The following is a 13554-nucleotide window of genomic DNA, read 5'->3' on the forward strand; positions in this document are numbered from 1 at the left end:
ATGAACACCAAGGCATCCTACTTAACATTACTCAAAAATCAACTGATGCAGATTGATGAACGGGAATTTGACTTTGCATCGTGGAAGAATGCCACTATTCTTTTAACCACTACGTGCTTTGGTGCTAATTCGCCCCAAGTAGCGGCGCTTGATAAAATTGATTACAACTATAGCAGCTGGGCTCTTCGCGATGAATCAGGAACAACAGATCCGGTTAAACGCGAATGTAAAACCACCTTATCAACGATAATAAAAGAATTTGAAATAAAATTAGAATCTGACGCTAATGATATTTCTTTAAACAATGATTCTCAACTTGACTTCGTGTGGTTACCCTTTGAAGATGAATTAACCGGAGCATCGTTAAAAAAGTTAAAATCCATTTTAACACAAGCCAATGTTTCATCAGACGAAGTAGAAGCATTTCTGAAAGATTTACCAAACCAAACACTTGTTGATATTATCCGAAACACACTACTTTCTAAAGAATTTAAGCAATGGATAAACAAGTAAAATCACATCATAAACAAAGATACATGACATCATATGCATTTATTAATAACATATTACACGTTTCAATTGAAGGTCCTGCCACAATATATGATCTCTACGATTTTTTAGATGAATTGGGTAACTTACACAGCCTGCCCGAAAACCTTAAAGTTTTTTACGATTTAAGAAATGCTTCGATCGATCTTCGTTTAGATGAAATCAACCTGTTATCAAAACGAGCAGAAGAAAAAACACTTCATTGCAACTCTGTTAAAACAGCCTTTTGCGTTAAAGACCCGAAGATCACTGCCTATGCGATGTTATTCTCCTGGTTGCCCGAAAATTCAAAGATTAATCGTAAGCAATTCTCAACCAAAGAAGCTGCATTTGAATGGCTTAACAACGAATAATTATTATCATTAACGATTCTTAATATAGAAAAACCATTAAAATGTAAAGACAATGTTAACTTTGTGCGAATTTTTATAAAAGTTAGCATGTTCTTTATTTTTAAAACAGGTAAAACATATAACGAATACCTGGTTCTCCTATATCGATTGTTATTAATAATGGCGTTCTACAGTGCCTTTCGCATTGTATTCTATCTTTTTAACGCATCGTCTTTCCCTAATATTGATTTCGCCTCTTTTATCACTATCATGAAAGGCGGGCTAATGTTTGATCTGAGCGCTATGCTTTATCTGAATGGCGTATATGCTCTGCTTTACATTTTGCCATTACCCTTTAAATTTTCTAATGCTTACCAATATTTTCTTAAGTCGGTTTACCTCCTCATTAACGGCCTTGGTTTTGCGCTCAATAGCATCGACCTTATATATTATCAGTTTATTCAAAAACGCACCACCTATAATGTGTTCAATATACTTGAGAACGAAACAAATATGACCAAGTTATGGGGGCAGTTTATCATCGATTATTGGTATGTGGCTGTAATTTTTATTGCATCAGTATGGATGCTTAGCATCGCCTATTCGGCACTAAAGCCAACAAAAATTAATTTCTCAAGAAGATGGATATATCCCATCGTATCAGTTTTGGCTCTGGCGCTGTTCTCAGGATTCTCAATCATTGGTATGCGTGGTGGATACCGACATTCAACGCGCCCTATTAATATGGCAAATGCGGGTAAATTTGTAAATACACCCGATGAAATGGCAGTGGTATTAAACACGCCTTTCTGTGTTATTCGCACGTGGGGTAAAAAGAGCTTTACAGCCTATGATTATTTTGAAACAGAAGAGGAATTAAATAACATTTACCATCCGTTTTACGCACCTGATACAGCCAATGTAGAAAGCAAAAAGAACGTTGTTATCATTATTCTTGAAAGTTTTAGCCGCGAATTATTCGGCTCACTTAATACAGATTTAGACAATGGTACATACAAAGGTTATACTCCATTTCTGGATTCTTTAGCCCAACATTCGATGGTATACTCGCATGCCTATGCTAACGGAAGAAAATCAATTGATGCCATGCCATCAGTACTAGCCAGCATACCAGCGCTGGTATTACCTTATGTTGTCTCCGAATATTCTTCCAACCAGATTAATGGCTTACCATATTTACTCAAAAAAGAAGGTTATCACACAGCATTCTTCCATGGTGCCCCCAATGGATCAATGGGATTTGACGCTTTTGCCCAAATGGCCGGGTTTGATGAGTACAAGGGCATGACTGAATTCAACAACGATGATGAGTTTGACGGCATGTGGGGCATTTGGGATGAGCCTTTTTTTCAGTTTTATGCCGATGAAATGAATAAGATGCAAGAACCGTTTATGACATCATTGTTCTCTCTTTCGTCACACCATCCTTTTAAAGTGCCTGAGCAATACACTGATGTATTTCCCAAAGGGACACTTCCCCTTCATCAATGTGTAGGCTACACAGACAATGCGTTAAGGCTATTTTTTAAGAAAGCGAAAGAAATGCCTTGGTACAAAAACACTTTGTTTGTTATCACTGCTGATCATAGCTCACGTGGGCATTATAATTTCTCACACATTAGTACCAATAAATTTCAGATACCACTCATTTTCTTTAGCCCTGGAGACTCAACGCTGCAAGGGGTAGATGAACGCATTGCTCAGCAAATTGATATTATGCCAACAGTGCTTAACTACAATGGTTACAACAAGGAACCATACGTAGCCTTTGGTAATAATTTACTAGATAAAGATGCTAATCGATTTGCCATTAACTACATTAATGACAGCTACCAGCTATTACACGACAACTATGTTATTCATTTCGATGGACAAAACATCATCAGTGCCTTCGACACGAGTAAGGATCCAATGCTGACGACTAATATCAAAGACACAGATAAGGAATATCTGAATCATTTACCTTTAATGAAAACAATTATTCAACAGTACAACAACCGGATGATAGAAGATCGTTTAACGGTTGAATAAAATATGAAAGGCCACTCGTTTGAGTGGCCCTTTTCAATAGTATTCGATTGTGCTTCGTCTAAAACTTATGCTTTAACTTTTCATCCATTAACTCACGAGCTAATTTTTGTTCTCTCTTAAGAGCTGATTTTCGGTGCGTTTCAAACTCTTCTTCGACTTCATCAAGGCGTCGCTTTGTTTCACTTGTTATACTATTACTGCGCTTAAACATTAAAAACACCACAACAGACAAAATGATTAAGCCAAATACCAATCCCCACATGATAGAATTATAAGCACCCTTACCAATTTCTGCCCCCAGAAACACCATACTATCCTTACTTTTCGTGGTAGACTCCAGGTCTGTTGTTAATACTTTGATTTTATCGTCTTTTCCCGCTATAGTATTCTTTAAATCGGCAATTTCATTATAGCGGGTTTTCAATTCCGTTTTATAAATATCAATACTATCAACCGAATTTTGCTTAAGCAAGTTAAAAGTCGAAATTTTCACCACTTTGTATCGTTCGTAGGTTTCGGATTTATCGTAAACATACTCGAATTGCTCATTTAAACTCAAGGAGTCAAATCGCGCCTTTAAATCGTTTTGCGCAAATAAACTAACTGATTGACCAGCAATCAAAACTGCAAATAGCAATGTTCTAATTCTCATTTGAAAGTATTTAATGTTTGAGTGTTTGTTCAGCAAACGGAATAACAAGCTCGATTATTGTGTCCGTCTTATGTTATCACGTAATCAAATATATTGAATATTCCTTAATTCTTAAACACGTATGGCTATATTACCTGATGGTACTGAAGAATAAAAGTGATTCATATAAACCGAACTATTAAAAAAGGGACCATTAATTAAATAATAGTCCCTTTCAATATATTGCTTAGTATACTTCTTACATTCTTTCAGGAACGTCAATTCCCATCATCCACATACCGTTTTTAATAACGGTACCTACAGCCTTACACAATAGCAATCGCATAGAACGTTTTGTTTCATCCTCCTCAACAGCAATTGGTGACTCGTGATAGAATTGATTAAACTCTTTTGCCATGTCATAAACAAAATTGGCAATTAAAGCAGGGCTATACACTTTTCCAGCTTCAGCTACAATCGTAGGGAAATTGGCAACCATCCGCATTAATTGTATTTCTTTTTCTGTCATTGCCGTTTCTAATACTGCTTTATCTGATATTTCTATTCCTTTTGCTTCAGCCTTACGGTATATAGATTGAATACGAGCATAAGTGTACTGAATAAACGGACCTGTATTACCATTAAAATCGATAGATTCTTTTGGGTCAAAGGTCATATTCTTACGCGGGTCCACTTTAAGAATAAAATATTTTAAAGCACCTAAGGCGATTGTCTGATACACTTTCTCAGCTTCCTCATCCGAATAGCCATCTAACTTACCAAGTTCTTTCGACATTTCGCGCGCTGTATTAATCATGTCAGCCATTAAATCATCAGCATCAACAACTGTTCCTTCGCGCGACTTCATTTTACCTTCGGGCAACTCAACCATACCATAGCTAAAATGAACTAAATCTTTACCCCACTCGAGTCCTAGTCGATCCAATAAAATGGCCAATACTTTAAAGTGGTAATTCTGCTCATTACCCACTACATAAACCATTTTATCAATATCGTAATCATCATAACGCAATTTCGCTGTACCAATATCCTGTGTCATGTAAACACTTGTTCCATCGGTACGAAGCAATAGCTTTTCATCTAACCCATCTTTTGCCAAATCAGCCCATACACTATTGTCTTCACGACGATAGAACACCTCCTTATTAAGGCCATCCAGCACCATATCACGACCTACTTTATAAGTGTCTGACTCGTAATAAATCTTATCAAAATCAACACCCATTTGCTTATAAGTCACATCGAAGCCAGCATAAACCCACTTATTCATCTGTTCCCACAAAGCATAAACTTCAGGATCGTGAGCTTCCCATTTCAATAGCATTTCACGCGCTTCCTTCATCAATGGCGAGTTAGCTTCCGCCTCTTCTTTAGTCTGGCCAGCAGCAATGAGTTCAGCTTGCTCCTTTTTATATTCCTGGTCAAACTTCACATAGAAATCACCTACCAAGTGATCACCCTTCTTGCCTGTTGATTCAGGTGTTTGACCTTCACCCCACTTTTTCCATGCCAACATTGACTTACAGATATGGATACCTCTGTCGTTTACAATATTGGTTTTAACAACACGGTTTCCGTTGGCTGAAACAATGCGCGACAATGAATAGCCTAATAAATTATTACGAATATGACCTAAGTGTAATGGTTTATTAGTGTTAGGCGAAGAATACTCAATCATCACCAATGGTGAATTATCATCGGCCTTAGTAAGTCCGTGTTGTTCGTTTTGAACATACTCGTTGAGCAAACCTAGCCAATATGTTGTCGACAACTGCAAGTTTAAGAACCCTTTGATAACGTCAAATTCAGCTACTTCAGGACAATCTTTTTTAATAAACTCTCCTAAATCATTTCCGGTTTCAACCGGATTCTTTTTTGATACTTTCAGAAGCGGGAATACAACCACCGTGTAATCGCCCTTCATATCTTTTCTGGTTAGCTGAATCTGAACCGATTCTTCAGCAATCTCAGCTTCATACAGTTCTTTTACTGCTTTTACAATCGAAGCTTTTATCTGACTTTCAATTATCATTTTTGTATCTTTAATATGGTCGATTTTTCAAAACGCAAAGTTAATAAAGTTACCGTATATGACATGTAAGAATATTCAAAACATCTGCATAATTATAGACTTTATAAATTTATTACATCATTTTTTAATAATTCACATCACACAATTGGTTTACATAAATCAAAGAAATACTTTTGTCGTCATTTTTAAATCATATATGAAAGAATACCTAACTTAATGCAAATGACTCGTTTAATTCAATACTATCTGGTTTTACTGCTGTTGTGGCCTGCCAAGGCATTGGCTACGGATGATAGTTCTATTGACCTTGATGAAATTCAAGCCTTGTTTTACCAAGTCATTGCTTTATTGGGCTTATCGCTCATCGTTTACTTATATATCAACTTCAGAAATAACAAAAAAAGAAAAATACAACCTGACAAATTCATGGAGTCAAGCGATAACAGTAGTCATCTTACCTCTAACTTGAGACAGATTGTTGATTTGATTCCATACGCCGCCTGTATTGCCAATGAAAACCAAAAAGTGGTGTTTACAAATGCCCAATACGATGAACTGTCAAACACCGCGTACAAAAGCTGGGATAAACAACTACAGATTAATAACACAACCCTTAACCTTTGTAGTACAGGTGAAGTAATTGCAACTAACAACAATGGAAGAACGCTCAAAATAAATATCAGACCAATTAACATACAAGACATTAGCTTTCCATTATATTGTATTATCGTTGAAGACTTGGAGTCGATACAGCATCCGCAAAGTGATGTTGAAAAAAGGAGAAATAACTTAAAAAAGACCATATCAAATGCTAATTTTCCTATTACAATTATTGACAATGAACTACGAATTTTTGAGTCAAACAGGCACTTTCGAAACATCTTAAAAATCAACTCCAATCAACTATTAAAACAATCGTTTGTTAAAATTTTTCCGGAAGATGAGCGGGAAGCTATTTTGCAGTTTCTTACAACTAAAGATGAGTCTGTTTTAGAAAGAAACACTTTTCATATTGTATCAAACGAAAAACAACTTATTCCGGTTGAATTAGATATTATTCCATTTGATTTTGCCGGAAGCAAAGCAACTATCTGCTTCTTCAAGGACATTTCAGTGCGCTTGCACATGGAACAAGAAATGCGTAAAGCCAAGCGCAGAGCTGAAGAGTCGGATCGGTTAAAGTCATCATTTCTGGCTAATATGTCGCATGAAGTGCGCACACCGCTTAATAGCATTATGGGCTTTACAGAATTAATGAGCGATGAGCAATTACAAGCCCACGAGCGAAAAGAGTTTCATAACATTGTTAAGGCCAGCTCAAACGAACTCCTTAATTTATTGAACGATATCATGGAGTTCTCAAAAATTGAATCGGGTCTTATCAAGCTGAATAATGAATCAATCAATCCGCACGATATTATTCAGAAAATTAGTGAATATACAACATCACAACTCACTAACAATTCCCAGTTAAAATTTGTGATTAATGAACCTATTGGCCTTGACATAATACCGAAACTAATATCTGATAAAACCAGGATAAAGCAGGTGTTACGCCACTTGATTGACAACGCCATTAAATTTACATACAGCGGAACTATTACTTTATCGTATCAATACAGGCTTGATAATTCAATAGAATTTATTGTGGCCGATACTGGCATAGGTATTCCTCGTCATAAGATTCCAAATATTTTCCACAAGTTCAGACAAGCCAACGATGAAAACTCACGTGATTTTGGAGGTGCTGGCCTCGGCTTAAGCATTTGCAAACACCTGGCCAATGTACTGGGAGGTTTTCTTTGGGTTTCTTCGGTTGAGAATCATGGCTCTGAATTTCATTTTATTTTACCAGCTCATAATAATTCAACGCAGAACTATCGCTATAATAACGCCATTGTTTTTTATTCAAAAACACCCAAAGAGGCACCGATTGTTATAGAGGAAACTAAAAGTCTTTTATTGTTTTCTTTTTCGGCCTTGCTTAACATACCGATGGCCCACAATGTTTCGGTAATCATACTCAATTCCCGATTGTTGGATGATGAGATGGCACTTTTAATGGCCATACCTCAGGTTCAATCATCCACCATTGTATTATATGGTAAAAAGGAATCGGAAGTTATTTACAGTCCAATATCAAAAGACATCAACCTTATCTTAAACTCTGGTAATCAACTAAAAAAATACCTCAATAAAAGTATTGAAATGAAGCTGAGCGATTAATTGTGTTTTTATTGATGAACATATTCCAAATCAAACTCAATAGTAATATGGTACTCTCCACCAACATTTTGCCCACTATTAGTGGCGGGTATAAATCGCCAATCGGCGGGCATTGTTTTTACACAATCAATTACAGCCCTATCAAGCACCGGGTGTAATTTTTGCGAAATATAAAAGCCATACACCATACCTTCCTTATTCACTTTAAGAGCTAATACGATTTCACCTTCTACATCATTATCAATGGCTTTAGTTGGGTAACTTAAATTATCCACTAAAAACAAATAAGGAATCAGTGGGCTGCCCATAAACAAACAGGGTGATTTACGTTTCAAGTCATGCCGTTCAATCCCACTTACCCTCACCAATTCATCATTATCAAAATCATACTCATAATCAAGAATGCTGTTAAGATTGTAGAATTGCCATCGCCCAACTCGCTTATTATCGAAATATCGTCCCTGCTCGATGACTTTTCCTTTATAATAAGTCGTACTTTTACCGTCTTTTATCAGCTTATCCGATGCATTAACCCAATACACTTCCTTAAATAATCCATTCTGCTCCGTTAGCATAAGTTTATCCTGCGCTTGTAAAGCAGGCATTAACAAGCACATAGCAGTCAAAATAAAAAACGTATTTATAGCCTTACGTGTCACAATCATCTTTTGTTAAATGTTGAAGATACAATATTTTTATGTTCTCAGATGATTATTAGCTTTAATGTATAGCTGATAAACATGCATATTAGTAAATTCAAAGTCAAATCGAACCTAAATTGAAATGAAGGAGATAATTGAAGAATTAGAAAAATCTATTGATGATTTTGTATTATCGAAATTTGAAAAAAAAATTCTTGCATCCAAACTTGAGACAAAAGAATTTGATAAAAAGGATTTACTCGCATTACGAAAACATCTATTTGAGTTAGCTAAGACCAATAGTATAGATAACAAACACAAACAACTCATCCAATGGCTAGAGGAAGCTAATAATTTACTTCTTCCCAATTCTATCGAACCATTCTATTGCCACAGTTACTTCAGCCCTGGCATTGATTGCCTGATGGCTATTAACAAGCAACTAAGCAATTGTATTGAAGAAGCTGACATTTGCGTTTTTACGATTAGCGACGATCGAATACGTGATGAGATTGTCAAAGCCATTAATCGAGGTGTTAATGTGCGCATTATTTCCGACGATGATAAAACCATGGATAAAGGTTCTGATATCCAATTCCTTTCTAACAACGGTGCCGATGTCCGCATTGATCATTCGCCTCATCACATGCACCACAAATTTGCCATTTTTGACAACAAGGTATTACTGACAGGTAGCTACAATTGGACAAGAAGTGCGTCAGAATTTAACCAGGAAAACATCTTAGAAACAAATAATTCAGATGCTATTTCAAAATATCGAAATGAATTTGAACGGTTATGGAATCAAATGTATAAACTCGACTACTAAAGAGTGTTTTTAGAATAGAATAAGAAATAATTTCAACCTAATCGCACTTTTGCATAAATATACAAAAACAATACACTATATTCGTTATGGCTTTTGACTGGAATTTCCTTCTGGCAAGGACTATTCCATCACAGCAGCCTTTAGGTCGATTTCGGCCAAAAGCCACTTTTCTAAATTTGCTCTTCCGAGTTAATTAATAGTCAACTTATTACAAAAGTTGATGTTTTATTTTCAGAATCTAATTGATTATACCTCAATATTTATCATTTTTTGATAATTTTACGCGTCCATTAAAAAACATATCTAAAGTGACCAAAACAGATAGTCAATTCGAGCATGTCATTAATATTTGTAAAGACATCTTTGAAAAAAAGATGAAAGATTATGGCACTGCCTGGCGCATTCTTCGCTCTTCGAGCATGACCGACCAAATATTTATAAAAGCACAACGTATCAGGAGCATTGAAACAAAAGGCACTTCTAAAGTGGATGAGGGCATTCGCGATGAGTTTATTGGCATTGTGAACTACTGTGCAATGGCTTTGGTTCAATTGGAGCTGCAACCTGCCGACCAGCCCGAAATGGATCATGATGAAGCTTTAAAACTATACCTTGATAATATTTACGCCTCTAAATCATTGATGGAGAATAAAAACCACGATTATGATGAGGCGTGGCGAAAAATGCGTGTTAGTTCATTTACTGATTTGATTTTAATGAAATTGCACCGCACCAAACAGATTGAGGATAATCAGGGGCAAACACTTATATCGGAAGGTATTGATGCCAATTATATGGACATGATCAATTATGCCATTTTTGCCTTAATAAAACTGGAGTTTCCGGAAGACAACGATTCTGAATAAACCAAAATTGTAATGCTTAGGATAATAAGTCGAATTCTCACAGGCCTTATTTTTGTATTCTCTGGTTTTGTAAAAGCCGTAGATCCTAAAGGCGGTGCCATTAAAATTGCCGAATACCTCGAAGTTGTAGGATTGCATGATACTGAAGGCTTATCGGTAATTCTTTCCATTGCACTTTCAACAGTAGAATTTATTTTAGGATTCCATCTGCTAATTGGCTTTAAGATAAAGCGTGTAGCCTTACCTACTCTGCTTTTTATGATCGGCTTTACGATTATTACTTTCTTTATTGCACTATTTGAGCCAGTATCTGATTGCGGCTGTTTTGGTGATGCCATCAAACTTACAAATTGGGAAACGCTGATTAAAAACCTCATCATACTGCCTTTTAGCCTGTTAGTCTTCTACCAAAGAGATAAATATAAGTGTACATTGACCTCTGTCCATCAGCACTTGTTGACTTTTATTGGCCTTGCATTTATTATTGGCATCTCGGCCTATAGCATCTATTACCTGCCAGTGCTTGATTTTCGCCCATACCATATCGGTGCTAATATTCCTGAAAAAATGACCATCCCGGAAGGTGCCGACGAAGGAGAATACGAAACGTCCTTCATCCTTGAAAAAGAAGGTATAAAAAAGGAATTCGGCGTTAATGATTATCCATATAATGACAGCACTTGGGTATTTGTAGATAGTAAAACCAAAGTGATTCGTGAAGGTTATCAACCACCAATTGCCGCCTTAAACTTCGAATCGACTGATGGAGATGATCTAACAGATGCTATTATCAATAACGATCAAACAGTTTTTTTAGCGATTGCTCCAAAGTTGGAAAAAGCATCAACAAAGAATATTAAGCAATTGATTGATATTAAAGACAAAGCTTTTCAACACAACCATTTGTTTTATTTTGCCACAGCATCACTATCTGACGCATGTTTTAAATTCGATATGCAACATCAGGCGGCTTTTGAATATGCCATGTGCGATGAAACCACTTTAAAAACGATCATTCGCGGGAATCCCGGGTTGGTGATTATTAAAAACGGAACTATTATTGCAAAATACAATCACACACAATTACCCGATGCAAGCCAGTTAAAGAACCCACTTTCACATTCGGTTCAGGCCTTGCAAAGCTCTAACGATAAAACCTGGCTTTGGCTGAGTTTTACAGCACTTATCGGATTAATTGTCATAACATTTAAATTACAATAAACTTTAAATTTTTATCAATGAGACAAAACATTGTTGCAGGGAACTGGAAAATGAACAACACTTTAGAAGAAGGTGTGACATTAGCCAAAGAAGTGAATGAAATCTTGAAGGCTAACAAGCCTAATTGTCAAGTTGTATTAGGTGCTCCTTTTATTCACCTGACTGAAGTTGTAAAAACTGTAGATGCTGAATTAGTTGGTGTTGCTGCACAAAACTGTGCTGATAAAGCAAGCGGTGCATACACCGGTGAAATTTCTGCCCCTATGGTAAAATCAACAGGTGCACAGTATGTTATCCTGGGTCACTCAGAAAGACGTGCTTACTACGGTGAAACAAACGCCATTTTAAAAGAAAAAACTGATTTAGCTTTGGCTAACGGTTTAACGCCTATCTTCTGTATTGGTGAAGTATTGGAAGAGCGCGAAGCTGGTAAGCACTTTGACGTTGTAAAAGAGCAGATTGAAGAGGCTTTATTCCACCTTTCAGCTGAAGAGTTTGGTAAAGTTGTATTGGCTTACGAGCCAGTTTGGGCTATTGGAACTGGTAAAACAGCTTCTCCAGAACAAGCGCAGGAAATTCATGCTTTCATCCGTCAGACTTTAGCTAACAAATACGGTGCTGAAGTGGCGAATGACACAAGCATTTTATACGGTGGTAGCTGTAAGCCTTCAAACGCCAAAGAATTATTCGCTAACCCAGATGTGGATGGTGGATTAATTGGTGGTGCATCGCTTAAAGCAGAAGATTTTCACGGAATTATCGCTGCCTTTTAATTAGAGTATCAAAACTCAAAATAGTTTTTCAGATTAAAAGACCATCAATCGATGGTCTTTTTTTGGCTTTATATACCACAACAGCAAGATTAAGTAAGTGTTTTTTATGGATGATTCATTTCGTTTTATTACGTTTACGCCACTAAATCATTACACAAGCACAAACTATGAATCAAAGCACGACGCGTCTGCATGTGATAGACGCCTTACGAGGTTTTGCCATTGTAGCCATTATGCTACTCCATAACCTCGAACATTTCGATTTTTATTTTCTACCTGACCATTTACCCGATTGGATGAAGTCGCTCGATAAGGGCATTTGGGATACACTCTTCTTTTTGTTTGCCAGCAAATCATATTCAATATTTGCTTTACTGTTCGGGTTAACGTTCTTTATTCAAACCAATAATCAGGAGAAAAAAGGCTATGACTTCAGAGCTCGTTTTGCCTGGCGCCTGGTCTTACTATTTGCCTTTGGGATGCTCAACTCCTTATTTTTTCAAGGCGATATATTAACCATCTATGCAGTCATCGGATTTCTACTGATCCCTATTTCAAAATTAAGCAATAAAATATTAGTAGGCATTGCCATCTTTATGCTGCTTCAACCCGCAGAATGGTATGGTTTAATATACGCCATTCAAAATCCGGATATTGAAATCGTCAACCCTGTGTCGTGGACTTACTTTGGTAAAATGCAGGAATACATTCCGAATGGTTCTGCTATCGACACCTGGATTGGGAACCTGACTAATGGTAAAAAAGCAGTTATCCTCTGGAACTGGGAAAACGGACGTTTCTTCATCATATTTGCCATGTTTATATTTGGCCTTGTTGCCGGACGAAAGCAATTATTTGTTACAACCAAGTCATCTAATAGGTTTTGGAAAAAAGTACTAATCATTGCTTCTCTTTCATTTATCATTCTTTACCCTATCCGTCTGGCTTTACCTGGGTGGATAGAAAGTGCTATCATAGAACGTTCTGCAACAACAATGTTTAACCCATGGTCGGATATTGCGTTGATGCTGGTATGGGTCTCTGGAATAACTCTATTATTTCAAAAGAAAATCTTCCATAAATTCCTGATGCTTTTTGCTCCATTAGGTAAAATGAGTTTAAGCAACTATGTGATGCAATCAGTCATTGGTTCAAGTATATATTATGGTTACGGAATGGCCTTGTACCAATACACTGGTGCAACTTATAGCCTTTTGATTGCAATAATTCTAACACTTGCAACTGGTGGTTTCTGCCACTGGTGGGCCAACAATTTTAAACACGGCCCTCTTGAAGGCATTTGGCATAAATTAACTTGGTTGGGAACTAAGAAATAATAATAAAAGGGGCTATTAAGCCCCTTTTTTATTTTAAAATTCAA

At 36.6% G+C, this 13554-nt stretch carries 12 protein-coding genes; 9 read left to right on the plus strand and 3 right to left on the minus strand.

The window, feature by feature from the left end:
* From J1N10_RS12230 to J1N10_RS12240, 3 genes are all read left to right on the plus strand, one after another.
* Complete coding sequence (locus J1N10_RS12230; protein ID WP_262326996.1) at nucleotides 1–513, plus strand: hypothetical protein; 513 nt, start codon at nucleotides 1–3, stop codon at nucleotides 511–513.
* A 23-nt stretch (nucleotides 514–536) separates the two neighbouring features.
* Nucleotides 537–902: a hypothetical protein gene (locus J1N10_RS12235; RefSeq protein WP_262326997.1), complete on the plus strand. Its 366-nt coding sequence runs from the start codon at nucleotides 537–539 to the stop codon at nucleotides 900–902.
* An 87-nt stretch (nucleotides 903–989) separates the two neighbouring features.
* On the plus strand, nucleotides 990–2933 hold the full coding sequence (locus J1N10_RS12240) for an LTA synthase family protein (protein WP_262326998.1): 1944 nt from the start codon (nucleotides 990–992) through the stop codon (nucleotides 2931–2933).
* A 58-nt stretch (nucleotides 2934–2991) separates the two neighbouring features.
* Here the strand turns inward: J1N10_RS12240 and J1N10_RS12245 are convergent, their stop codons facing one another.
* Together J1N10_RS12245 and argS are read right to left on the minus strand one after the other, a co-directional pair.
* Nucleotides 2992–3585: a hypothetical protein gene (locus tag J1N10_RS12245; RefSeq protein ID WP_262326999.1), complete on the minus strand. Its 594-nt coding sequence runs from the start codon at nucleotides 3583–3585 to the stop codon at nucleotides 2992–2994.
* 238 nt (nucleotides 3586–3823) lie between these two features.
* A complete protein-coding gene (gene argS / locus J1N10_RS12250; protein WP_262327000.1) occupies nucleotides 3824–5617 on the minus strand; it encodes an arginine--tRNA ligase in 1794 nt (597 codons plus the stop codon).
* A gap of 222 nt (nucleotides 5618–5839) precedes the next feature.
* On the opposite strand from argS, the gene J1N10_RS12255 reads away from it, so the two are divergent.
* Nucleotides 5840–7843, plus strand: coding sequence for a sensor histidine kinase (locus tag J1N10_RS12255; RefSeq protein ID WP_262327001.1), 2004 nt, complete (start codon nucleotides 5840–5842; stop codon nucleotides 7841–7843).
* Between the two features lie 8 nt (nucleotides 7844–7851).
* Here J1N10_RS12255 and J1N10_RS12260 read toward each other — a convergent pair whose 3' ends face one another.
* Nucleotides 7852–8448 carry an energy transducer TonB gene (locus tag J1N10_RS12260; RefSeq protein ID WP_262327002.1) on the minus strand — a complete coding sequence of 199 codons (597 nt, stop codon included), beginning with the start codon at nucleotides 8446–8448 and terminating at the stop codon, nucleotides 7852–7854.
* Between the two features lie 178 nt (nucleotides 8449–8626).
* On the opposite strand from J1N10_RS12260, the gene J1N10_RS12265 reads away from it, so the two are divergent.
* The 5 genes from J1N10_RS12265 (at nucleotide 8627) to J1N10_RS12285 (ending at nucleotide 13510) form a co-directional block, all read left to right on the plus strand.
* Nucleotides 8627–9313 (plus strand): phospholipase D-like domain-containing protein, encoded by a 687-nt coding sequence (locus tag J1N10_RS12265; RefSeq protein ID WP_262327003.1) that lies wholly within the window; start codon nucleotides 8627–8629, stop codon nucleotides 9311–9313.
* A 308-nt stretch (nucleotides 9314–9621) separates the two neighbouring features.
* The gene (locus J1N10_RS12270; RefSeq protein WP_262327004.1) at nucleotides 9622–10179 is read left to right on the plus strand and encodes a DUF1599 domain-containing protein; all 558 of its coding nucleotides are present in this window, start codon (nucleotides 9622–9624) and stop codon (nucleotides 10177–10179) included.
* Nucleotides 10180–10191: 12 nt separating this feature from the next.
* Nucleotides 10192–11400, plus strand: a complete 1209-nt coding sequence (locus J1N10_RS12275; RefSeq protein WP_262327005.1) for a BT_3928 family protein — start codon at nucleotides 10192–10194, stop codon at nucleotides 11398–11400.
* Between the two features lie 17 nt (nucleotides 11401–11417).
* The gene (gene tpiA, locus J1N10_RS12280) at nucleotides 11418–12173 is read left to right on the plus strand and encodes a triose-phosphate isomerase (protein WP_262327006.1); all 756 of its coding nucleotides are present in this window, start codon (nucleotides 11418–11420) and stop codon (nucleotides 12171–12173) included.
* Nucleotides 12174–12340: 167 nt separating this feature from the next.
* A complete protein-coding gene (locus J1N10_RS12285; protein ID WP_262327007.1) occupies nucleotides 12341–13510 on the plus strand; it encodes a DUF418 domain-containing protein in 1170 nt (389 codons plus the stop codon).
* Nucleotides 13511–13554: the final 44 nt, after the last annotated feature.

The sequence above is a fragment of the Carboxylicivirga litoralis genome (assembly GCF_025499605.1).
Taxonomy (GTDB): Bacteria; Bacteroidota; Bacteroidia; order Bacteroidales; family Marinilabiliaceae; genus Carboxylicivirga; species Carboxylicivirga litoralis.